This window comes from Flavobacterium sp. H4147, assembly GCF_029360735.1.
Classification (GTDB): Bacteria; Bacteroidota; Bacteroidia; order Flavobacteriales; family Flavobacteriaceae; genus Flavobacterium; species Flavobacterium endoglycinae.
In genome coordinates, this window is the sequence record NZ_JARKNB010000001.1 from 181,131 (window position 1) to 205,057 (window position 23,927).

Sequence of the window (23,927 nt, forward strand, 5' to 3'; positions counted from 1 at the left end):
AAAATTCGATTAAATAAAAAATAATGAACGTTACTGATTATACCTACTTAATGAACAAACCTGATGCTATTACAGAAAAGCAAACGGAAGCATTAGGAAGCGTTTTGAATGAATTTCCATATTTTCAAAGTGCCAGAGCACTTCGCTTAAAAGGACTTTACAGCCAAAACAGCTTTAAGTATAATTATGCTTTAAAAGTTGCGGCTGCGCATACGGCAGATCGTTCGGTTTTATTTGATTTTATTACTTCTGAGAAATTTACCTCGATTCAAAATGAATTTTACGATCAGAAACTTAAAGATCTTTTAGAAATCAATGTTTTAGATAGTGAAATTGTTTCATTTGATGATGTCAAAAAAACTCCAGAAGTTCGTATTGATCCTATCGAACAGTCTATTTTAAAATCAATTAAAGAAGCTACAACCGTTGTTTTTGAAAAACCTTCTGAAATTGTAGAAAAAACAGAAGAACCAAAGGAAACTGCTGAAACAGTTGAAGAAACCATTGTTGAACCACCTATTGCTGTTTTCAGTGAAGAAGAAATTTTAGATTCTTTTGTAAAAGTAACTGAAACAGAAGAAGTACTAGACGATAGCGCTCTTGAACCTGCGATTGCAATTCCAACGGAAGAAGAAATATTAAATACCTTTGAAGAGGTAACAACTGAAACGGAAGAAAAAACAGAAGAAGTTATTCCCGAAGAAGAATCTATTATAAGTCCAAGTGAAGAAGAAATCCTAAATACTTTTATTCCTGTAATAGATCAGCCTGCCGAAATTGAGGACGAACAAAAAATATTCGAAAGTTTTGAAGAAGTTACAGAGACTGAAACAGAAGAAATTCCTGAACCTGTTATAGAAGATGTAATTGCAGCTCCTAGCGAAGAAGAAATTCTTAACACCTTTAAGGAAGTTGAAAACGAAAATAAACCAGCCGAAATTATTACTGAACAGCCTGTTGTAAAACTTAGAACTCATACCTTTTTTGATGAATTTGTAGATGACGAGGAAGAAGAAGAAATTGCTGAGCCAACCGTTGATCCAGCTGAGGAAGCTGTTTTAGTTTCGATTATTGAGCCTGCGAATGTTGTTTTTGAAGCACCTGAAGTAATTGAGGAATCAAAAATCGATAAAGAAGCTGCAGATGAAGAAGAAATTATTGAAGTTCAGGAAACTGAAAAAACTGAAATTTCGGAAATTGTAAAAACAGCCGAAGAAAATCTAGAAATTGGAAAACCAATAGATTTCAAAGGAAATGAAAAACATTCTTTTCAGGAATGGCTTCAATTGGCCAGAACAGAGCCTATTGACCGCACAAAAGATACTTCGACAGAATCAGATTCAAATGAAAAAAAAAGTATTGAAATAACCGAAAACGCTTCAGTCGAGGATGAAAAAAAGAAAAAGGCAGAAATAATTGACAGATTTATTGAAGCAAATCCAAAAATCTCACCTATCAAGCCTACTATGGCCAATCCGTCGATACAATTAAATGTTGATGAAGAGGAGAATTCATACCTAATGACAGAGACTTTGGCCAGAGTATATTTGGAACAAAAAAAATATACAAAGGCTATACAAGCATATGAAATATTAATTTTGAAATATCCAGAAAAAATTACTTTCTTTGCAAACCGCATTTCGGATATAAAGATTTTACAACAAAATAACAATAACAATTAATACAAATGAGCACATTTTCAATTTTCTTAGTTTTAATCACAATAGTTTGCTTTCTATTGATCGTAGTGATTATGGTACAAAACCCTAAAGGAGGCGGATTGTCTTCTACTATCAGCGGAACTCAAATGTTAGGTGGTGTACAAAAAACAACTGACTTTTTAGACAAAAGTACTTGGACACTAGCAACTATTTTGATTGCTTTAATCTTACTTTCAAGTTTAAGCTTCACTGGATCATTAGGAGATACAGGATCTAAAATCATTGAAAAAACGGAAGCTCCTGCAAGTACTCCGGCAGCTCCTGTACAAGGAACTCCTGCTCCAGCAGCACCTGCAGCAAAATAATATATACAAAACAAATTAAAATGCCAGCCTGTCAAAGCTGGCATTTTTTTTAGGAAATAATGTCAGTTTATAGAGCATGGCACAATTTCTGAAAGTTTATTGAACATTAAAAAATATATAACTTATAACTTAATTAATATTAAATCATGGCTTTAAACATTAAACCGCTTTCTGACCGCGTACTTATTGAGCCTGTTGCAGCTGAAACTAAAACTGCTTCAGGTATTTTTATTCCAGATACTGCCAAAGAAAAACCTCAAAAGGGTACTGTTGTAGCAGTAGGAAACGGAACTAAAGATCATACTATGACTGTAAAAGTTGGTGACACTGTTCTTTATGGCAAATATGCCGGAACAGAATTAAAACTTGAAGGAACTGATTATTTGATTATGCGTGAGGATGACATTTTAGCAATTATCTAAAAACGTATTAAGTACAACAGTATTAAGTATTAAGACTAAGTAACTTGAAACAAATCAAAACTTTAAACAAAAATTAAAAATGGCAAAAGATATAAAATTTGATATTGAAGCACGCGATGGTTTAAAACGCGGTGTAGATGCATTAGCAAATGCTGTAAAAGTAACACTTGGACCAAAAGGTCGTAATGTAATTATTGGAAAATCATTTGGTGGACCAACCGTTACTAAAGATGGTGTTTCTGTTGCAAAAGAAATCGAATTAAAAGACGCATTAGAAAATATGGGTGCGCAAATGGTAAAAGAAGTTGCTTCTAAAACCAATGATTTAGCTGGTGACGGAACTACAACTGCTACAGTTTTAGCTCAGGCTATCGTAAAAGAAGGTCTTAAAAACGTTGCTGCAGGTGCAAACCCAATGGACTTAAAACGTGGTATTGATAAAGCCGTTGAAGCTATCGTTGCCGATTTAGCAAAACAAGCTAAAGTAGTTGGAAGCGATTCTGACAAAATCAAACAAATTGCTTCTATCTCTGCAAACAACGACGAAGTTATTGGTGAATTAATTGCTGATGCTTTCGCAAAAGTAGGTAAAGAAGGTGTTATCACGGTTGAAGAAGCTAAAGGAACTGACACTTTCGTAGACGTTGTTGAAGGAATGCAGTTTGACAGAGGATACCTTTCTCCTTACTTTGTAACAAACCCAGAGAAAATGGAAGTTGAATTAGACTCTCCATACATCTTATTATACGACAAAAAAGTTTCTTCTTTAAAAGAATTACTTCCAGTTTTAGAGCCGGTTGCACAATCAGGAAAACCATTATTGATTATCGCTGAAGATGTAGATGGTGAAGCTCTTTCTACTTTAGTAGTAAACAAATTAAGAGGAGCTCTTAAAATTGCTGCTGTAAAAGCACCTGGTTTTGGTGACAGAAGAAAAGCAATGTTAGAAGATATCGCAATCTTAACAGGAGGAACAGTAATCTCTGAAGAAAGAGGATATACTTTAGAGAATACTACTATAGAAATGTTAGGTACTTCAAAAAGAGTTTCTATCGATAAAGACAATACTACAATCGTAAGCGGAGCTGGTGAAGCGGATATCATCAAAAACCGTATCAACCAAATTAAAGGCCAGATGGAAACTACAACATCTGATTACGATAAAGAAAAATTACAAGAGCGTTTGGCTAAATTAGCTGGAGGTGTTGCTGTTCTTTACGTTGGTGCTGCTTCTGAAGTAGAAATGAAAGAGAAAAAAGACAGAGTTGATGACGCATTACACGCTACTCGTGCTGCTGTTGAAGAAGGAATCGTTGCCGGAGGCGGTGTTGCTTTATTAAGAGCAAAAGCTGTCTTAGCAGAACTTAAAGCAGACAATGCTGACGAGTCAACTGGAATCCAGATTGTATCTCGTGCTGTGGAATCTCCATTAAGAACTATCGTTGAAAACGCAGGTCTTGAAGGTTCTGTCGTAGTTGCAAAAGTTACAGAAGGTTCTGGTGACTTTGGATACAACGCAAAAACTGATGAATATGTAGACATGCTTGTTGCTGGTATTATCGATCCTAAAAAAGTAACTCGTGTAGCTCTTGAAAACGCTGCATCTGTTTCTGGAATGATCTTAACTACAGAATGTGCATTAATAGATATTAAAGAAGAAAATGCCGGAGGCGGAATGCCAATGGGAGGCGGAATGCCAGGAATGATGTAATTCATTCTCTTCTTAAAACTTAAAAGCGCTGGATTTTTATCTGGCGCTTTTTTTTGTTAGCCACGAATTCACGAATTATTATGCAATCTTTGCGAATATTTTGTTCAATTACACAGATCAAAGCATTCGTATAATTAATGACAACTATTTTTAAACACAAAGATTTGAAAAAAATAATTCGTGAATTCGTGGCTATTCTTTTTATTTAACATTCTCTTTCTCTTTAAAAAATGTGATATTAATACCTTTGTATTTCTATTTAAAATTGCAAAATGAGAAAATTCAAAACTCACTTTTTATCTTTTACATTCTTACTTCTTACAACTTTTTTACAAGCCCAAAACAGCAAAGACAACTATGTTGTTTTAGTTTCGATGGATGGATTTCGCTGGGATTACGGCAAACTTTATAATCTTCCAAACCTGAAAAAAATCGAAAAAGAAGGCGTTCACGCCAAATCGATGAAACCATCATATCCAACTAAAACGTTTCCAAATCATTATTCGATTGTAACAGGACTTTATCCGGATCATCACGGAATCATCAATAACGTTTTTTACGATGCTTCCTTAAACCAATCGTTTTCATTATCAAGCGATGCTAAAAAAGATTCCCGTTTTTACGGAGGAAACCCCATTTGGAATCTAGCAGAGCAACAAGGTGTAAAAACGGCTTCGTTCTTTTGGCCGGGTTCAGATATTGACAAAAGAAATCCAAGCTATTTCAAAAATTACGATAATAAAATTACGTACGGAGCCAGAATCGACACCGTTATGAAATGGTTACAGCTTCCTGAAAAACAAAGACCTCATCTGGTTACTTTATATTTTGATGAGCCTGATCACACAGGACATAATTTTGGCCCTCTTTCTCCTCAGACTGAAAAAATGGTTATCAAAATGGATTCTATTATAGGCCAACTATCTCGTAAATTAGAGCAACTGCCTATCGGAAAACAAATTAATTTAATTCTTGTCTCAGATCACGGAATGGCTGATATCAGTAATACCAAAAAAGTAGCAATTCTTGATTATTTAAAACCAGAATGGCTGGGTTATAAAGATGTGGTGAATCCAATTATGAGTATACAGGCAAAACCCGGATTTCAGGATTCTATTGCAAATGCTTTAAAAAAAGTACCGCATATTAAATTTTGGAAAGCCGCAGAAGTTCCTGAACGATTACATTATGGAACAAATCCGCGTGTACATGATTTTGTTATCGAAGCCGAAAAAGGATGGAGTTTAGTAAGCAAAGAAAGTACACATATAAAGGGAGGCACTCACGGTTATGATAATAATGAGAAAGATATGCATGCTATTTTCTACGCAAAAGGACCTGCTTTTAAAGTCAATAAAAAAGTAAAAACGTTTCAAAATGTTTCGGTTTATCCTTTAATTGCTCATATTCTAGGATTGCAGATTGGCGAAATTGACGGAAAATTGAGCGATGTTGATGCAATGCTTAAATAATGTGTCAATGAGAAAATTTGTCAATTAGATAATTTCTATTCATTACATAAAAATCAATTGCCTCCTGCTTTAGCTGGAGGTTGACTTATTGAATCCCAAAAGGGCTTTAGCCAAACTTCATAGTTCGGCTAAAGCCCTTTTTTCATCATTTATTTTATTCCTCCAGATGAATCTGGAGGCAATTCAACAAAAATTATGGGCAAATTTTCTAATTACCAAATTGACACATTATCTAATTAAAAATTAGTCCCAACAGAAACCTCTTTCCATTGTCCTAATTCACCTTGAACACTTGCTATTTTTTGATTTGCCATATTGAAAGCATCTTCACCTAAAAATAAATGCAACGGTGGATTTTGATCTTGACTAACTTTAATTAAAGCTTCTGCTAATTTTACAGGATCTCCCGGCTGATTTCCGTTGATTCCTTCTTTGTGTGCGTTTTCAGATTGTCTAACTTCTTTATATTCCTCAATTGGATTTTCTGGCAGTAATAAAGAACTATCTTTTAAGAAATCGGTTCTAAAATAACCTGGATACACGATTGTTGCGTGAACACCAAATGGTTTAATTTCTGCTGCCAAAGATTCTGTTAAACCTGCAACTGCGAATTTTGTAGAACAGTAAATTCCCCAACCCGGAAATTCTCCGTAATATCCTCCAATTGAAGAAATATTAAAAATATGTCCTGATTGATTGGCACGAAGAATTGGTGCTGTATGTCTAATTACGTTTAATAACCCGAAAACATTTACTTCGTAATTTTTTCTAGCTTCAGCATCGGTTAATTCTTCCAAAGCTCCTAATAACCCATAACCAGCATTATTGACTAATACGTCAATTGTTTTAAAATGATTTACGGTTTTGTCGATGGCATTTTTCACGCTTTTTTCATCTACTAAATCCATTTCAAGAGGAAGGAAATTTTCAGATACATTTCCTAATTCTTTTATTAATGAAGATTCACTTCTTGAAGTTGCAGCTACTTTAAAACCTTCTGCTAAAAGCTTTTTAACTAATTCTAATCCAAGTCCTTTTGAAGCACCTGTGACAAACCAAACTTTGTTATTTCCCATGATTTTAAATTTTTACGTTTATAATTACAGGACAAAGGTATTACCGAAGTGCTTCTCAAAAATTAAAGCAATCAAGTAAGAAGTTGCAAAAATCAAACAATTTCAGTTAAACGATAGTTTTTAGGCGAAACCTGAACATTTTTCTTGAAGAAATTGATAAAATGAGACAGTTCTTCAAATCCTAAACACCAAGCAATTTCATTAATATTCCAATTGGTTTGTTTTAAAAGAATCATAGCTTCCTGAACAATTCTTTCGGAAATAATCTGCGAAGTCGTTTTTCCGGTAGTTTCTTTTAAAGCTTTATTGAGATGATTCACATGTACATTTAATTGACTCGCATATTCTGAAGGCGAACGGAAATTAATCTGCTGTGTGATCGATTCTATCGGAAACTGACGCTCTAATAATTCTAAAAACAAGGAAGAAATGCGAATTGTCGCGTTTGATTTACTATATAATGAAGTAGTTACGGTTTGTGTTTTAAGCGCAAGGTGAATAATTTCGAAAACTAAATTTCGGAGCATATCATATTTAAAAGCGTAATCGGAATTGATTTCATCAAACATTCTTAAGTAAACCAATTTTAGAGATTCGGCTAATTCCATTGAGATGGGAACAATCGGATTCCCGCCCGGCTGGAATAATGGATATTCTTTTAAATTCCCATATTGGCTAAAAAAAGCATCGGTAAAAATACAGAAGAATCCTGTTTGGTTTTCATCAATCTGTTCCCAATTATAAGGAATCTGCGGATTGGCAAAAAACAAGGCCTGATCTTCAATTTCAACTACTTTATCAGCATAGTGAACTTTGTTTTTTCCAATAATCAAACTTATTTTATAAAAGTCTTTTCTCGTGTATGGAAATGGTTTGCAGATACTTCCAACAAAGTCATCTAATTTAAAAACATTAAAATGTCCGATTTCTTTTTTAAGATTCTCGGGCATTCCGTTTACTTTGATTGTGTAAAAATCTTCTAAGGTTTCTGTCAGCTTCATTTTGTAAAGTTACGAAAATCAATCTTTATTTAATTAGACAATTTGAAAATGTGACAATTAGATAATGATTAACTGCTGTCACCCTGAGCAAAATCGAAGGGCGCTCCAATTGGTACGCGGGCTTCGACTTCGCTCAGCCTGACAAAAAACTTAATCAATTATCAAAAAAACAAACCCGATAGGTTTTATAATGATTATCTACTGTCATCCTGAGCGAAGTCGAAGGACGCTCCAATTGGCACGTGGGCTTCGACTTCGCTCAGCCTGACAAAACTTAATCAATTATCAAAAAACAAACCCGATAGGTTTTAAAAACTATCGGGTTTTATTGAATTATCTAATTGGCAAATTGCCACATTCTCTAATTATCAAGAAACCACTTTATAAGTGGGATCTTCAATTATATTTACATTAATAACCGCATCTGCATTTTTCAGCAATTGGCGACAATCTTCACTTAAATGTTTCAGCTCAACAACCTTATTTAGCTGATTGTATTTTTTTGTTAGATTGTTTAAAGCTTCAATTGCCGACATATCTGAAACTCGGCTTTCTTTAAAATCGATAATAACATGATCCGGATCGTTCACAATGTCGAATTTCTCCAGAAAACCTGCTGTTGATCCAAAAAATAACGGTCCAAAAATTTTGTAATTTTTAATTCCGTTTTCATCTATAAAATGTTTGGCACGAATTCTTTTAGCACTTTCCCAAGCAAAAACCAAAGCCGAAATAATCACACCAATCAAAACTGCCAAAGCCAGATTATGCAATACAATAGTTATTAATGCTACTAAAATTCCAACGAAAATATCGTGTTTCGGCATTTTATTGATAATCCTGAAACTTGCCCATTCAAAAGTAGTAACTGCAACCATCATCATCACGCCTACTAATGCTGCCATTGGTAATTTCCCAATTACGGGAGCACCAAAAAGAATGATAATTAAAATGGTCAAAGCTGCGATAATTCCCGAAAGTCGGGCTCTTGAACCTGCTCCAAGATTTACCAGCGTTTGTGCAATCATAGGACAGCCTCCCATTCCGTAGAAAAATCCATTTAAAATGTTTGAACTTCCCTGCGCAATACATTCACGATTACTGTTTCCGCGTGTTCCTGTAATTTCATCAACTAAATTCAGCGTAAGCAAACCTTCTGTTAAACCAACAGCTGCAACAATAACCGAATAGGGAAATATGACTTTTAAAGTGTCAAATGAAAGCGGAATATTTGGAATATGAAAAGGTGGAAATCCGCCTTGTACAGACGCAATATCTTCTACAGTTTTGGTTTCGATATTCAAAACAATGACCAACGCAAAAACAATCATAATAGCCACTAAAGAAGCCGGAACTGCTTTTGTAATCTTCGGAAAAATTAAAACAATTCCAATTGTTAAAGCAACCAAACCCGCCATAATATACAAAGGTGTTCCTTGAAGCCACGAAACTTGTCCGTTTACACCCGTTTTGAACTGTTCCAACTGCGACATAAAAATAACAACCGCTAATCCGTTTACAAAACCAAACATTACGGGCTGTGGCACTAAACGAATAAATTTTCCGAGTTTAAAAAGTCCGATACAAATTTGCACTACGCCGCCAAGCGCAACGGCTGCAAAAACATATTCAATTCCGTGCGATTTCATCAAGGCGATCAAAACGATTACGGTTGCTCCTGCTCCACCAGAAATCATTCCTGGTCTTCCTCCAAAAATAGCGGTTACCAATCCGGCAATAAAAGCCGCATATAATCCTACCAAAGGTGGAAATCCAGCCAAAATAGCAAACGACAGCGATTCTGGAATCATGGTCATTGCCACAGTAAAGCCGGCTAAAATTTCATTTTTATAATTGACTTTTTGAGTAAAATCGAAGAGTTGGAATGCTTTTTTCATAAGGCACAAATGTAAAAAATAATGCCCAAAAAGCGACTATTCCTTTTGACCTAAAAAGCATTCATAAAAGCAGAAACAATTTGTTATCCCAATAAAAGCTTTAAAAGCATAACAAAAACTGAAAGGATAAAACTTATCATTTTTAAATAATTTTTCGAAATAAAAAACAACACAAAATACTTACAAAAAAAATCACATAGAATCACGTATTTGTACCTGTTTTTGTTTCAGGATTGAAGTTTTAAGTTTCAGGTTATCGAGTCAATGCGTGAAACTTGAAACCTGAAACAAAAAACATTTATTCTAATCGAATACATAAAAATCCCAAACAATTGACATAATCAATTATCGTATTCCATTGCAATTCTAAACCTTCTACACGAAGGATTTTATCGCAGTCTTCTAAATCAAAATTCACCTTATAAGAAGGAAATTGTCTTTTAATTACTGCGATAACATAATTGGTTTCGGTTTCCTTTTCTACGTTTGTTTTAAAAATTTCAACAACCATAACTAAACAATTTTAAATCTTAAAAACTCTCTTTCTAATTTGTTTTTTTAGAACTGATTCTCAAATCGGTGTGTCAAAAGTAAATTACCAAATCGTATTATAACAGCAATTTTATACCAGTGGCGTATGATTTATACGAATGGCGTTCGTATAAATTATTCTTTTCAAAACACTATAAACTATACGATTATAGTATTTTTGCCTCTATGACAATTGCAAAAATTTACCAGAACTTTATCCTGCGAAACATTCTCGTAAACACTCTTGTTTATTTGGTCATTATCGCTTGTGTATATGACGAAATAAAAGCCGAAGGACATGATATCAATTACATGTTTGGCAAAATTGCTCTGGGTTATTTTCCGTGTATAATCTGGATTACTTGTTTTAATGTTTGTATTATCAGACCCTTTCTATTCCGCAAAAAACTCAAACATTTCTTTTTGCTGCTTTTAATCTATTGGACAGCCTTTTTCTTTTTTATGGATTGGTTTTTCCCATTTGTAGGATTAGGAAATTTAAAAACACTTCAGATTTTATCGCTGATTATTAACGGGACTTTCTTCTACTTTGTTCATATTGTGATTACCAAAAAAATCACTCAGGCCGATAAGGATATTATGAATTTCAAATCAGAGCTTTCGTTTTTAAAACAACAGCTGAACCCGCATTTTTTATTAAATGCCATGAATAATCTATACGGAGAAGCCCTTGCAGAACCTGATAAAGTTCCTGACCGAATCCTAAATCTTTCGGAAATGCTGCGTTATCAAATTGAAGCTTCTAAAAAAGATTATGTTTTAATTGAAGAAGAAATAGCTTTTGTAGAAAAGTATATCGAATATTACACTTTTAGAAACGAAAGATTATCTGTAACCCAGAATATTGAAGGCGTTCATAACGGAATCGAGATTCCGCCTTTATTCTTTTTGCCATTGGTTGAAAATGCGGTGAAATTTTCTGCCGAAACTGTTCAGCCATTTATTAATCTGGATTTAAAGATAAAAAACCGAAATTTGACGTTTACCATAAAAAACAGTTATCTTGATTCTGGTTCCCGACTTTCGAGTACCGGAATTGGAATTGAAAACCTAAAAAGACGTCTGGAAGTTTACGGCTTAAAACATGATTTATGCTGTAGAAAAGAAAAAAATGCATTTACTGTAAAATTAAGCATATGGCACTTACCTACCGCTGTCTCATAATCGATGATGAATCGCCGGCGCACAAAGCGCTGATTTCGCACATCTCAAAATTTGACGAACTGGAACATTCCGGAAGTGCCTTTAGTGGTATGGAAGCGTTAAAAATGCTCAATGCCAACCCATACGATATTATTTTTCTTGATATTAATATGCCAGTAATTTCTGGAGTTGAGTTAATGGAATTACAGCCCAATCGTCCGCTTACGATTGTTACAACCGCTTATTCTGATTTTGCGCTTTCGGCGTATCAAAACGATGCGATTGATTATCTGCTGAAACCTATTTCTCCCGAAAAATTTGCTAAAGCGATTGAAAAAGCCAAAACGTATTTCTCTGGAAATAATTTGAAAAAGGAAATCAGTCCGAACTCAAAAGCGCTTTCATACCGCATAAACGGACAAATAACCGAAATGCCTCTTCAAGATATTATTTATATCGAAAGTCTTGGCAATTACATGAAACTGTACAGCACTAAACTCAATTTACCTCATATTATTTACGGTTCGCTTTCCAGCATCGCCTCCGAAATTGATTGCAAAAGTTTTGTTCAAGTACATCGTTCGTATATTGTAAATACAACCAAAATTACTGCGGTTACTTTTAAAACCCTTACGATGTGCAACGGCGAAATTATTCCCGTTGGACGGAAGTATCAGATTTTACTAGACGGTTTTCTGAAATAAACGTCACGTAATTATTAAATATAAAAATCTCAACTATAAATAGTTGAAATTTTTTTTGTACTAAAAAACCGTATAAATACGCTATGAAGGTTTTTTGTTTTTTGGTAATCTTGGTGTACCAATCAAATAAAAATAAATTCACTAAAAACCTAAAAAGTATGAAAATTAAAATCTCACGAATCCTAGTATGTTATTTTGTAATTGTTTCAACAATAAGTACGGCTCAAATTAAAACGAAATTAGAATTTCGTAATTACATTAAAACAGATATAACTGTCAATATAGAAAGTTATGACAAAAAGGGCAAATTAAAAGTAAATCAATCTTTTATAATCCCTAAAGCCACTGTAAATAAAACTGAAAACGTCGAAAATATTATATCAACTAATGAAGTTGTCATAATTAAAGGATATAAAGAAGGTAATATAAAAATAAAATACAACCCTACTGAATCAAATACAAAATTCACATTGGATCCAATACAAATCCCAAGTACAAGTAATGATTTAAATCACACTATACCTCTAACTGGTTTAGTTCTTTATGACGTTAACGATAACAAGCAACGTTTAATCTCTGTTGGTACAGACCTAAAATTTAATGCTTCAACAACTTTTACACGATTAACTGATGTAAAACAGCAATTAGGAAGCCTAATTATAGGAAAAAAAGAAAATGAAAAATTAATAGTAATTGACGTTATACCTCTAAAAAATATTGACATCACATATGATAGAACATCTGTTTTACAGGAGTCCACTGTTACAGAAAAATCTATCATATCCCAACTCAAAGTTAGTGTACCAATATATGGAAGTATAGAATCAATGATGTCAAGTTCTGATCTAAATCAAATAAAATGGGATATTTCATATTATCCTTTTCTCAACAATACTAGTTTTTCCCAACTAGTAACAGATTTAGATTTATTAAACAAGAAAGCACTTGTTAGTAAATTAAAACTAAATGATTCATCTCTAAATATATTTATGTTAAGAGGTTTTGATGTTATAGAAAGTGGTATCTTTTCAGTTACAAATGGCACAAAAATAAATAATGAAGGAAATGCAGCAATTGCCTCCATATTTACCGCAAATGCAGCTTATGCATTTAAATCAGAGGACTCTAAATTTATATCTATCCCAAATAAAGCATACAACTTAAGTTACGAGAAATGGCAAACAGTTGGTGAACTTATACAAAACATCGAAAATAAAATATTAAACTTGCCAAACGATAGACAAAATACGCCAAGTGTTTTAACACCATATAGCGCAATGTAATGTAACACTTATTAGAATTTAAAGCTCAACTTTTTTAGTTGGGCTTTTTTTGTTGTAAAGATTATAGATTCTCGTAAAATGAATAACTTTTAAATTTCTTAAATTTACATTACAGTCAAAAGATTGAAGGAAAAATCAAAAATCTACTACTTTTAAAGTAACATTACTAAACAGTAAATGAACTGGATCATTCAAAACTCAGATAAAATAGAATTTCACACTAACTTAAAAGAAATTTTAAAACCAATTTTAGATGAAGTAAAATCTTTTAATTGGGTAATAAGTGATTTTGATTTTATAAAAGACAAAGAACTTCCCATTAATCATAATCAAGATTTTTTTGTTTTATCTGATCAGGAATTTAATAAAATTCTAAATTCGGATGTTCAATTTATTTGGGGTGTAATTTCTGGTTTTGCTAAAGATGAAGAAATTATAATTGATGAATGCAACCTTCCTTTTGCTGAAGGAAATGATTTAATTTGGAAAAATGAAAACCTTCAAATCTCCAATTCTACTATCGAGATTATTGCTTTTGACAGCACTTTCACCATCATTAAATTTAAAGACAAAAATTTATCTGATGTTTTCAAAGAATATTTTGATGAAGCAATAGCATTAGAAAAATTTAATTCGTAAAAACCACATATAAAAAAAGCTCCGAAATATATCGGAGCTTTTAAATTTTATCTAAAAAGCTAAACTGCTTTTACCATTATCACATTATCGCAAGCTTTTTGAATTTGCTTGTCTGTGAACTGAGATAAAACTTTAACCAAATCTCTGCTGGTTTTCAAACAGCTTAGCATTTTCTGCCTTAGAATAAGATCGTTTCCAAATTCTGTCTTGAGTAATACCTCAAATACTTCCTGCAAATAGATAGGTTGCTTTTGAAATTCTCCATCGAAACTTAAGTTAGAAACGAAAATGGCTACTGCGCGCATTACAGCGCGGTTTGATGTTTTTTGATTTTCTTTTGTCATATCGAAAATTTTTAAACGCACGAAACCCTCGCTTTAGATGTGACAAAATACCTGTAAAACAGATAGATTTGCTAGCCTTTCGGTTTAAACTGCTCATCATGGCGAGGGTTCGCTTATGTTAACTTATAAAAGTTTAAAAAGATTGTTTTACTGCTATATTTTGTCGGTGACAAACGTACAAAATTAAAGTTATAGAAAGAATAAAAAAATAAGATATTTTCTTACAAATTTTAAATCCTCAATATTTCCTCTTTAAATAACTAATCGCTCCCGTACTCCACAAAGCCAGAAAAATCAAGACGGGTTGAAAAAACAATCGTGTTAATCGGGCTTGATCGGTGTCGAGTCCAAATGCTGGAGTTTTATTTAAATATTGGGCAATATTGCCTGGGAAAACCAATACATAAAATACTGCCAGCGCAATGCCCACAATTACTTTATATCGTGTTAGAAATATCATGCTGAGACCTAAAGCTATTTCGACAACTCCGGAAAGAATCACGACAAGATCTTTATCTAGCGGTACCCAATTTGGAACTTGCGCCTGAAAATCGGTTCTTTGAAAAGTAAAATGCCCAATTGCGGCTGTAATCATAAAAAGTCCTAGTAGGATTCTAAAGAAATTCTGCGTTTTGGTTGTTTGTATATTTTCCATATGTGAAATAATTTCATGAGTTAAAACAGCATTTATAAAAATCTGTATTCCAAATTTAAAACATTCAAAAGCAAAACGCTTTCTACATTCGTGGTAAAATAATTATTTAATATCCATTTTGATCATCTTGTAAAGGCTACAAAACACTGTCAAAACATACTTTAGGTTATGGTTTGAATTATTTACGAAATCTTTCTTACGTAAAATATCAGCTTTAAATATAATTTTCTTACTTAAATAATTTACCTTCGCAAAAGTCCCAGAACGATAATCTACAAACTCATGAATATTTTTAATTTATTTAGGAGATCAAATATGAAATGTCCGAGATGTTTGGGCAAGGGATTTGTGGATTGGGAAGATATTCGCCGTTTGAACAAACAATTAAAATGGGTTCCCGCGCCTTGCGCTTACTGCAACGGCGAAGGAAGAGTCGACAAAGAGATGCTTTCAAAAGTGGCTGTAGACTGCACATACCTCACGATAGATTTACCCGAATCTGAAATCGAACAAATTAAAAATGGCGAAGAAGAAGCGATAGAAAAAGGAAAACAACGCGAACTTTTTATCGAAAACTTAATCCAATTTGCAGAAAAACACCTTCAAAACCAAAATCTGGATGCCGAAAGTATTGCCAATTTATACATGGAAACGGAAGACGAAACTGCGCCTTTTTCTGTCGATAAAGAAAGCTTAATTAAATACATTCAAGGTGTAATTGAATTTAAAAGATCCAATTTCAATTAAACTCTCAAATTCATACAATTGAAAACTTTCTTTCTCATTTGCAGAGAGGAAGGAATTCTAGGCATTATAACTCTGAGAAAATTTTACTACTATTTGAGTACCATTTACAAAAACAGGTATAAATACGTATTGCCAGAAGTTTATTAAGTGGTAAAATTGCAAGGAATAATTTTTACTTTAGAATGCAGTTTCTTGCAGAAGAAGCTTTTTTAAACTTTTGTCACTTTTTTTTTGGAACAAGAAGTGGGATTTCAAATCGCTGGTAACGATTAGAAATCCCACTTTTGTTTTTTAGTACTTTAAATATATTTATTTACTTTTCCTATAGGTTTCGACTTGTTCTTCGAGGTGCATAATAATCTTTTTTAATCCGTCGATAGTTTCTTTTCTCGAATCGGCAAGATCTTTATAACTAACCGCATTTTCAGGGTCAGAAAAACCATAAATTTCACCTTCTTCTTCAAAAATGGTTGGTTTTATCATACTTCCAACTCCTGTCAGCAGCCATTCAGGATTAATATCAGAATATCTTTTTAGGATATTCTCTAACTTATCAACTCCAATGGTTTTATGGTGTTTTAACTGACTAGCAAAAGAACCATTCGACATGCCAACTTCTCTCTCAAAAGCACTTACTCGGATTTTCTTCGAATCTAGATATTGCTTTATTCTTTCTATAGTGTTTTCTGCCATTATATAAATATTTAGAAAATATTCTACAATATATTAGTTATTTAGGAAAATTCTTACTATATTTGTCTTAGCTATAATACAAACAAAGTAATGAACAAAAATATAAAAACTAAACCAAGTTATAACCAAGAAATCCTAAAGATTTTAAAAAATAAATACGGGTATTCTTACGACTATATTCGTAAATCAATTAGAGGAGATCGTTCTGGAGAGATTAGCGAGAAAATAAAATACGAATACAACAAGCTTGTAAGTGAGTCTAGAAAGGCTATAGAAATACAAGTCAGCAAATTGTAAACTCTTTATTGTTCTTTATTTTACAGAAAAAGTTTTCGGAAATTAAATTGAGGCAGTATTTTTGCGTTTAGTAAACGCCACGAAATTAAAGCCAGAAATCGATATGATCCGAGAACATTATATTCCGTTTAACAAAGAATTCTTACTCGAACAACAAATTGCCGCTTTCGCCGATGATTCTCAAAAAGTCGATGATTTTAAAAAGCTTTTTGATATTGTTGAGCATTACTATCATTATGAATCTTTTAACCTCAACCGAAATCTAAAACAGCATTATGCTTTATACGATCCAGATTTGAGCGAAAAAGAACGTGAACAGTTTATAAGCAAAAGCAGTTTTCCGGTTTTTAAAGAAACGCTGCTGACGGTTTTACAACGAGGTAATTACTACAGAATTGATGAAGGTACTTTAAAAGATGCTTTTAAAGAATCGGATTTGATTGGTTTAAATCTGGCGATTGATTTTAATGCTTTCAAAGATTATGAGCTTTACGCGCGAGGACATCACGCCGCAAAAGAAAAGGTTAGAAAATTTTATTTCTGGAAAAAAGAAGTTGAAATCGAATATTACGACCGCGTTTTAATTTACCTTAATTACAGCGACGCTGATTTTCTGACTCAAAAGAAAGTCAAATTAGGCAAAATGCCAATCGATCCGGGTTCTATTGCATTGAAGATTTTCAAACGTGTTCCTAAAAACGATTTAGAAACTATTTTCCCAAATGCTATTCCGCGAATGTCTCTTCGAGATAAATTACTGCTTTGGGTTCCAGGGCTTTTTGGTGGACTTTCTTTATTGAGTGCCAAAGTAATTCCAGCTTTGATTAATATGTATGATGCCTACCAAACAGGCGAAACAATTGATTTATTAAACAGTAAAACTTCCTTAAATCAAGGTTTGATTGCACTGGGAATCTTGGCGGCATATTGTTTCCGTCAGTACAATAATTTCATCAATAAAAAAATCCGCTATTCGAAAATGCTTTCAGATAGTTTGTATTTTAAAAATGTGGGAAACAACAGCGGTGCTTTTTATTCGCTTTTAAATTCATCTGAAGAAGAAGCTTTAAAAGAAACTATTCTCGCCTACACTTTTTTACACGAAAGCGAAAAACCTCTTACCGCCGAAGAACTTGATTTTCAAATCGAATCTTGGTTTGAAACCAAGCTGAATACTAAACTTGACTTTGATGTAAACGATGCTTTACTGAAATTAAGAAGTATAGGAATTGGCAAAGAAAACAACGGAAAATGGCACGTAGTTCCCGTAAAAGAAGCTTTGGTAACCATTGATGAATTGTGGGATACTGTTTTTGAATACAATCAAAAATAAAGTTTAGTTTTTGGGCTGGTTATCAATCTAAAAGAAATTTCACTAGATTTACGTAACTAACCTTAAAACCACAAAAATGAGAACTTTAGACCAATGGTTTGCAGAATATGCTGTAAGCCACCAAAACCCAACAAACAAAGCTATACATTACATTTGTGTTCCTGCTATTTATTTTTCTATTGTGGGATTATTAATGAGCATTCCAAGCGGTATTATTGCAAGTACTTTACAATTAAATGCTCCTATTATCGAAAACTGGGCTTTTGTGGTTCTGCTTTTTGTTTTGATATTCTACATTAGATTGTCGGTTGTAATGGCGCTTAAAATTGCTGTTTTTTCATTTATCTGTCTTGCTGTCAATTATTATGTGAGTCAGTTTGTGCCTCTTTGGATGTTTTCAATTGGTGTATTTGTAATCGCTTGGATCGGACAATTTTATGGACATAATATTGAAGGAAAGAAACCTTCTTTTCTTAAAGATCTTCAGTTTTTATTAATTGGTCCGGCTTGGGTAGTTGAGAATTTGTTTTCGAAAAAGTAGAAATCATTTGCGATTCAAAATATTAAAAAGGACAAAGAAGAGTTTTTCTTTGTCCTTTTTGTTTTCAAACCTTTTATTAAACTCTTTAATACTGCTACACAACTGACTATCAATAAATAAATATTCATTAAATTTATATATAAATCAAATTATAAACGGTATGAGAAAGATAATTGTTTTATCAATGATTTCATTAGATGGTGTCATGCAGGCGCCGGGCGGACCGGAAGAAGATACATCAGGTGGTTTTAAATTTGGCGGATGGACGGTTCCGTATGGTGATGAAATTTATAATAATGCTGTACAAAAAGAGCTAGAACCCGCAGATTATCTTTTAGGTCGAAAAACATTTGATATTTGGGAAAATTACTGGCCTTTTCATAACGATTTCTGGCCTGGAATTAACGAAGGCACTAAATATGTTTTCTCCAATTCAAGAAAGGAATCTGAATGGAGAAATTCGGTTTTTATTAATGATCTTGACGCTATAAAAAAGCTTAAAGATTCTGATGGTTTGGATATTAATATTTGGGGAAGCAGTGAACTTATTCATTTATTACTAAAAAATGATTTAATTGACGAACTGCGTTTAAAAATTCATCCGTTATTATTAGGCAAAGGCAAAAAGCTGTTTGATGAGAATATAAATCCATCAGCATTTGTTTTAACAGAAAGCACGATAACTTCAACTGGAGTTATTTTAGCGAATTACAAAAGAAATGGCGAAGTAAAAACTGGAGATGCTACGGTTTAAATTAAAAGAAAACCTGCTTCATAACGAAACAGGTTTTGCATTTATATTTTAAAAATTAAATTAATTCTGCTTTATAATTTTCCCGAACAATTCTTTATCATTTACCAAAATTTTCAAATAATAAATTGCATTGGGCAATGATGCTAAACTGAGTTTGTACTCTCTTGATTTATCTGTTCGGTATAAAATTAATTTCCCAGTGGTATCAAATAAATATAATTCTGTTGCTTCTTGATTTAAAGCTACATTTACCACATCGCTTGTTGGATTTGGGAAATATTTAAAATCGATTATTGTATCGTTTGTCAGCTGTTCTTCTATTTTTTTGTTTTCAGAATATGAATCTTGTTTTGAAGCACAACTATTAACAGAACAGTTTTGAATAATAACTCTCAAAAGCAAGTCGTTCAGCATTTCCACTTTATAACTTTCTGTGGAAGGCTCAATATGATCATTTCCAATTCCACTGTGATTGGTTATAAAAAGATACGTTCCGTTTGTTTCTAAAGCCATTGCACGCATTAAATATTCGGTGCTTTTATCGATTCCGCTTGCCGCAATTGGAATAATTCTGATTCCTTTTTCTGCTGCTTTTTTGGCGAGATTTTGAAGTTTTACAATATTTACATCACTATAATGCGGCGGCGCGTCTAACAAAAGAAATAAAAGTTTGCTTCGGGCATCGTCATCCCAACTCATATTTTCTATTGATGCTTCCAGAGCCTCAATTACAGCTTCGGGATAGTCACCGCCGCCATCGGCATTTTGTTTTTTAATAAACGAAATCACGTTTTCTATATTCGTTGTAAAATCGAAATTCTTCACTAAATAGGCATCTCCGGCATCTCTGTAAAAAACACTTCCCATAGACAAATCAGAGGTTGGAAATTCTTTTTTGGTGCGTTCAATTACATCGTACAATTCGGCTTGCAGATAATTTATTTCATCACCCATTGAACCTGTAGCATCAATTACAAAAGCAATGTTTATTTTATCTTGTTCAATACAATTCTGCTTGTAGGTATAAGCGTTAATTCCGTCATGAAACTCTTTTGGTTTTGAAACTAAAACCATTTTATCTTCATCAATAATTTGAAGATTGGCTGAAGTTTTTTCGACTGATACATCATTTGGCTGAAACCATAACTCGGCACGGCCAGTATTATCAGTTCTTGCTGTCCAGATAGTTTTTCCTTCATTTTGTAAATGAACCGTTTTATTAATTATCGGAAAGCCTGTGTCATTTTTCAAGCTTACAGAATATCTGTAGGCTGGATTTAATTTCCAATGATTTTTCCATTGGTTTAATTCTGTTTCTGTTAATCCCTGCCAATAGCTGTAATGACTGAAATCATTAACTTCTCCAGCCGTTAATTGTCCTGCTTTTAGCGAACTATTTTTCCCTTCTGCTACAATCTTTTTATCAGATACCGGAGCTGGAACAGCAACTTCTGCTGCACCAACACTACTAACTGATTTTTCAGTCATTCTTTTTTCTTTTTTACTTCTTGATATACCCATTGCGGTTGTAACAACTGATTCAAGCATAACGACATCGCTTTTCATTACGATATTCATTATTCTATGATCTACAATTACTTCTACGGTTTTCATACCAATATAGCTGATTACTAAAACATCACCCAGTTTTGCATCAATTCCGTAAAAACCGTCAAAGTCAGTATTTGCAACTATTTTAGTTCCTTTAATCATTATATTGGCTCCCGGCAAGGGATCTCCATATTCATCTGTAATTTGTCCTATTACTGATTTTTTTAAAGAGTTTCCACGTAAAGAATGATCGGCAGTAACAATAGGAATTCTTTCATTTCTTGCTTTATCTCTTCTAGCTGACCTTCTTTCATTTCTTTCTATTCTTCTGTCTTCTCTCCTATCTTCCCTTTCTACCCTTCTGTCTTCTTTCTGTCTTATTTTCTCTTCTTGTTTTCTAATTGTTTCCGGATCATCAAAATAGACTTTCAAGTGTTTACTATCATTTACTGCTGCAATTTTTGCACGTTTTCCTTGAAATGTAAATTTCAACTCATCACGTTTCTTCCCTTTAATCGTAAAACTTCCATCAGAATTTGAATAAGTCACAAAATTGTTCTGCTGATTTATGATTTCAACATCAGCCAAAGGTTTCTTATTTTCATCATAAATAATTCCGCTGATTTTTTGAGCGCTTACATTTAATCCAAATAAGATAAATAATAAGGTTATTAATAAACCTGTTTTCGAAGGAGAGTATATTTTCATCATAGCTAAAAGGTGTTTATATTAACTAAGATGATCTTTTTGAATAAATGGTTGGGAAGCAAAACAGATTTATTTTAAAAACAATAAAAACCGTAAAAGAACTAAATGATTTTCTTTACTCCTGGGATTAATAAAACAAGTGCTCCAAATATAAAACTGCCAATTATGATTAAGGGAGTCATGATTACAAGTTTTATCGCTGGTTCAATATCCCAATTTCTCACGCATAATGTAAAAACGATTATGATTAACGGATGAAAAATGTAAACGGCAAAACTACTGCGTGATGCTTTAATGAGCAATTTTGAAGCAGTATTCCAATTTCTTTTCCCATTAATTAAAAGCGTCGTTAGAATAGAAATACCAATCCATTGTTCCCATACTGCATATAATAATGCCTGCCAGTGAAACCCTCCCGAAAACCAAGAAGAAGGTGTGTCGAGTTTAAATTTTACAATAAAAAATACTGGAAAAAACAATAGACATAATCCTGCTGATCTTTTGAGTTGTTTGCCTGTTTTTTCTGAAAGCTGATCAAACCAATTGTTTTTTGAAGCTAATAAGCCCATAATGAATAAGGCAATATATTGCGGAAAATGCCCAAGCTGAAATCCAACTGGTTTAAGAACCCAGCCAACCGGAAATATAATTCTAACCAAAAAACTAATAATTCCCAGTAGTATTGAAAACAATAGTATAGCGCGTGAATCTGGAACTTGTATAGATTTGCTGAAGTTAATTTTGAATATCTTTTTTACTGCTGCATAAAGTAATGTAAAAAGCAATAGAGCTGCCACAAACCATGTAACACCTAAATCGATCCAACTATTGTAGCCACTTAAATATTCGAAGAAGGTAATAGGATGCCCTTTTGCAAAATAGTAAACCAAATAACACATAAAGGGTGTAAGAAGGAAAGAATAGAATAACAACGGAACTCCTAATCGAATGAGTCGGTCTTTGATGAATGTAAACGCTCCTTTTCTAGAATAGGAAGTTTCAGTAAAATAAGCCGCCAACAGAAAAAAATACCCCATAAAGAAGGATTGATTTATACTGATGATTGCTGTGGCAAGAATACGTGCGCCTAAAATATTCGTTGGCTGATTATAATACCAGCCTTCAGAAGCGCTATAAGCAATAAAAGTATGATGAAGCACCACTAATACAGTCAGAAGTACTTTGATATTGTCGACATAAAGAAGTTTTTTTGAAGACTCAGAATCCTGATTCTTAGAAGTAATCACAGTTGTCATAATAATTTTGGTTTTGTTGTTATTGATGACAAACGTACAATAAGAAAGTCCAGTAAAATCAGGGTTGTTACTGACAACTAGCTTTTGTGACGAACAACAACCTTACGGAATACATTTACTGCGAAGCTCCTGATAATAATTATTAAAACTGTCGACCTGCTTTCTTGAAACTGGAATTTTAACATTGGTTTCGTTGAATGAAAGCAAATATCCTTGTGAGTTTCCAGACACTTTTTCGACCTTAAACATATTTACTAAATAAGTTCTGTGACATCTAAAAAAATGCGGATAATCTGTTATTTGATTTTCAAATTGAGTTAAGGAAATTCTTTTTACTTCTGTGATAATTTGATCGCCATTCGATTTTGTTAACTCGATGTAATTTCCATCAGCTTTTACAAACAGTAACTGATCTATATCCAGACTAAAATCATCTTGTTTTACCTGCGTATGAATAAAAAGAGCAGGTGTAACTGTTTTTTCGGGTTCGGTTTGTAATGGAGCAAATTGAACAATAAATGTAGATCCTTTTTGGGACTCAAAATAAAAACTGGATAATCTTAGAAAAAGATAGAAGAAAATACCCGCTACAATACAATTTCTAATTTCTTCAAAAAGATAATTCCACGACCAATTGTTGGAATTGGTATAAAGCAAATCACGCATTAAAAAGCTGGTTATGCCAATAAAAACAAATAGAACTCCAATACAAACATATTCTTTTAGTAAAGTCCATTCCGTTTTATTTTTCAATAATCTAAAATAATTCAGTGTTCTAAAATAAATAAACAGAACAAGTGCTGGAGCCAGTGCATGCAAAAAACAAATGAAGAAATAATGCATTCTTAGTTCTGGATCATAAACCCCAAATGGTTTGAATGCTAAAAGAAAAAGTAAAATGACCAGAAAAACAATAACTGAACTTTTTACGAGATTTTGAGATTGATATCGTCGGGGATATTCAATTTCATTTCGCAAATGTTCTGTATTGATGTAGAATGGCATAATAAAAGGTTTGTTGGGAATAAATACAAAAATAACAATTTGATGGCGTTTGAATTAGTAAATCAAATAATTCCAAATATTATTTGCAAGCCGAAGGGGAAAGTCAAGTTCGTTTT

The 23,927-nt window shown here is 33.0% G+C and carries 24 protein-coding genes; 14 read left to right on the forward strand and 10 right to left on the reverse strand.

What is annotated here, in order from left to right; all coding sequences use genetic code 11:
- Window positions 1-23: 23 nt before the first annotated feature.
- The 5 genes from P2W75_RS00745 (at window position 24) to P2W75_RS00765 (ending at window position 5,631) form a co-directional block, all read left to right on the forward strand.
- Window positions 24-1,682: a tetratricopeptide repeat protein gene (locus P2W75_RS00745; RefSeq protein ID WP_276378546.1), complete on the forward strand. Its 1,659-nt coding sequence runs from the start codon at window positions 24-26 to the stop codon at window positions 1,680-1,682.
- A 5-nt stretch (window positions 1,683-1,687) separates the two neighbouring features.
- Entirely contained in the window at window positions 1,688-2,026 is a 339-nt protein-coding gene (gene secG, locus P2W75_RS00750) for a preprotein translocase subunit SecG (RefSeq protein WP_207297593.1), read from the forward strand.
- A gap of 146 nt (window positions 2,027-2,172) precedes the next feature.
- Window positions 2,173-2,448 carry a co-chaperone GroES gene (groES, locus tag P2W75_RS00755; RefSeq protein ID WP_008467105.1) on the forward strand — a complete coding sequence of 92 codons (276 nt, stop codon included), beginning with the start codon at window positions 2,173-2,175 and terminating at the stop codon, window positions 2,446-2,448.
- Between the two features lie 79 nt (window positions 2,449-2,527).
- Window positions 2,528-4,159 (forward strand): chaperonin GroEL, encoded by a 1,632-nt coding sequence (gene groL / locus P2W75_RS00760; protein WP_276378548.1) that lies wholly within the window; start codon window positions 2,528-2,530, stop codon window positions 4,157-4,159.
- A 272-nt stretch (window positions 4,160-4,431) separates the two neighbouring features.
- Window positions 4,432-5,631, forward strand: a complete 1,200-nt coding sequence (locus tag P2W75_RS00765; RefSeq protein WP_276378549.1) for an ectonucleotide pyrophosphatase/phosphodiesterase — start codon at window positions 4,432-4,434, stop codon at window positions 5,629-5,631.
- 236 nt (window positions 5,632-5,867) lie between these two features.
- On the opposite strand, the gene P2W75_RS00770 is transcribed toward P2W75_RS00765, so the two are convergent.
- From P2W75_RS00770 to P2W75_RS00785, 4 genes are all read right to left on the reverse strand, one after another.
- Window positions 5,868-6,707: an SDR family NAD(P)-dependent oxidoreductase gene (locus tag P2W75_RS00770; RefSeq protein ID WP_207297595.1), complete on the reverse strand. Its 840-nt coding sequence runs from the start codon at window positions 6,705-6,707 to the stop codon at window positions 5,868-5,870.
- 92 nt (window positions 6,708-6,799) lie between these two features.
- The gene (locus P2W75_RS00775; protein ID WP_207297596.1) at window positions 6,800-7,708 is read right to left on the reverse strand and encodes an AraC family transcriptional regulator; all 909 of its coding nucleotides are present in this window, start codon (window positions 7,706-7,708) and stop codon (window positions 6,800-6,802) included.
- Window positions 7,709-8,076: 368 nt separating this feature from the next.
- A complete protein-coding gene (locus P2W75_RS00780; RefSeq protein ID WP_276378550.1) occupies window positions 8,077-9,606 on the reverse strand; it encodes a SulP family inorganic anion transporter in 1,530 nt (509 codons plus the stop codon).
- A gap of 298 nt (window positions 9,607-9,904) precedes the next feature.
- Complete coding sequence (locus tag P2W75_RS00785; protein ID WP_207297598.1) at window positions 9,905-10,117, reverse strand: hypothetical protein; 213 nt, start codon at window positions 10,115-10,117, stop codon at window positions 9,905-9,907.
- Between the two features lie 119 nt (window positions 10,118-10,236).
- On the opposite strand from P2W75_RS00785, the gene P2W75_RS00790 reads away from it, so the two are divergent.
- From P2W75_RS00790 to P2W75_RS00805, 4 genes are all read left to right on the forward strand, one after another.
- Window positions 10,237-11,322: a histidine kinase gene (locus tag P2W75_RS00790; RefSeq protein WP_276378551.1), complete on the forward strand. Its 1,086-nt coding sequence runs from the start codon at window positions 10,237-10,239 to the stop codon at window positions 11,320-11,322.
- Window positions 11,295-12,005, forward strand: a complete 711-nt coding sequence (locus tag P2W75_RS00795) for a LytTR family DNA-binding domain-containing protein (protein ID WP_276378553.1) — start codon at window positions 11,295-11,297, stop codon at window positions 12,003-12,005. Before P2W75_RS00790 ends, P2W75_RS00795 begins: the two co-directional genes overlap by 28 nt.
- Window positions 12,006-12,163: 158 nt before the next feature.
- Window positions 12,164-13,288, forward strand: a complete 1,125-nt coding sequence (locus tag P2W75_RS00800; protein WP_276378554.1) for a hypothetical protein — start codon at window positions 12,164-12,166, stop codon at window positions 13,286-13,288.
- 177 nt (window positions 13,289-13,465) lie between these two features.
- The gene (locus P2W75_RS00805) at window positions 13,466-13,927 is read left to right on the forward strand and encodes a hypothetical protein (RefSeq protein ID WP_276378555.1); all 462 of its coding nucleotides are present in this window, start codon (window positions 13,466-13,468) and stop codon (window positions 13,925-13,927) included.
- 59 nt (window positions 13,928-13,986) lie between these two features.
- On the opposite strand, the gene P2W75_RS00810 is transcribed toward P2W75_RS00805, so the two are convergent.
- Window positions 13,987-14,271, reverse strand: a complete 285-nt coding sequence (locus P2W75_RS00810) for a hypothetical protein (protein WP_207297602.1) — start codon at window positions 14,269-14,271, stop codon at window positions 13,987-13,989.
- Between the two features lie 238 nt (window positions 14,272-14,509).
- Window positions 14,510-14,926 carry a hypothetical protein gene (locus P2W75_RS00815; RefSeq protein ID WP_276378556.1) on the reverse strand — a complete coding sequence of 139 codons (417 nt, stop codon included), beginning with the start codon at window positions 14,924-14,926 and terminating at the stop codon, window positions 14,510-14,512.
- Between the two features lie 315 nt (window positions 14,927-15,241).
- Here P2W75_RS00815 and P2W75_RS00820 point away from each other — a divergent pair, with 315 nt between their 5' ends.
- Window positions 15,242-15,673 (forward strand): hypothetical protein, encoded by a 432-nt coding sequence (locus tag P2W75_RS00820; protein WP_276378557.1) that lies wholly within the window; start codon window positions 15,242-15,244, stop codon window positions 15,671-15,673.
- Between the two features lie 309 nt (window positions 15,674-15,982).
- Here the strand turns inward: P2W75_RS00820 and P2W75_RS00825 are convergent, their stop codons facing one another.
- Complete coding sequence (locus P2W75_RS00825; protein WP_207297605.1) at window positions 15,983-16,366, reverse strand: hypothetical protein; 384 nt, start codon at window positions 16,364-16,366, stop codon at window positions 15,983-15,985.
- Between the two features lie 90 nt (window positions 16,367-16,456).
- On the opposite strand from P2W75_RS00825, the gene P2W75_RS00830 reads away from it, so the two are divergent.
- The 4 genes from P2W75_RS00830 (at window position 16,457) to P2W75_RS00845 (ending at window position 19,291) form a co-directional block, all read left to right on the forward strand.
- Window positions 16,457-16,663: a hypothetical protein gene (locus tag P2W75_RS00830; protein WP_207297606.1), complete on the forward strand. Its 207-nt coding sequence runs from the start codon at window positions 16,457-16,459 to the stop codon at window positions 16,661-16,663.
- A gap of 61 nt (window positions 16,664-16,724) precedes the next feature.
- A complete protein-coding gene (locus tag P2W75_RS00835) occupies window positions 16,725-17,996 on the forward strand; it encodes a TMEM143 family protein (protein WP_276378558.1) in 1,272 nt (423 codons plus the stop codon).
- Between the two features lie 76 nt (window positions 17,997-18,072).
- A complete protein-coding gene (locus tag P2W75_RS00840; RefSeq protein ID WP_276378559.1) occupies window positions 18,073-18,537 on the forward strand; it encodes an Mpo1-like protein in 465 nt (154 codons plus the stop codon).
- Between the two features lie 160 nt (window positions 18,538-18,697).
- Window positions 18,698-19,291, forward strand: a complete 594-nt coding sequence (locus tag P2W75_RS00845) for a dihydrofolate reductase family protein (RefSeq protein WP_276378560.1) — start codon at window positions 18,698-18,700, stop codon at window positions 19,289-19,291.
- 60 nt (window positions 19,292-19,351) lie between these two features.
- Here the strand turns inward: P2W75_RS00845 and P2W75_RS00850 are convergent, their stop codons facing one another.
- The 3 genes from P2W75_RS00850 to P2W75_RS00860 all read right to left on the reverse strand — a co-directional run bounded on the left by P2W75_RS00850 (window position 19,352) and on the right by P2W75_RS00860 (window position 23,811).
- A complete protein-coding gene (locus P2W75_RS00850) occupies window positions 19,352-21,553 on the reverse strand; it encodes a carboxypeptidase-like regulatory domain-containing protein (RefSeq protein ID WP_276378561.1) in 2,202 nt (733 codons plus the stop codon).
- Between the two features lie 98 nt (window positions 21,554-21,651).
- Window positions 21,652-22,806, reverse strand: a complete 1,155-nt coding sequence (locus tag P2W75_RS00855) for an acyltransferase (protein ID WP_276378562.1) — start codon at window positions 22,804-22,806, stop codon at window positions 21,652-21,654.
- Between the two features lie 102 nt (window positions 22,807-22,908).
- Entirely contained in the window at window positions 22,909-23,811 is a 903-nt protein-coding gene (locus P2W75_RS00860) for a LytTR family DNA-binding domain-containing protein (RefSeq protein WP_276378563.1), read from the reverse strand.
- Window positions 23,812-23,927: the final 116 nt, after the last annotated feature.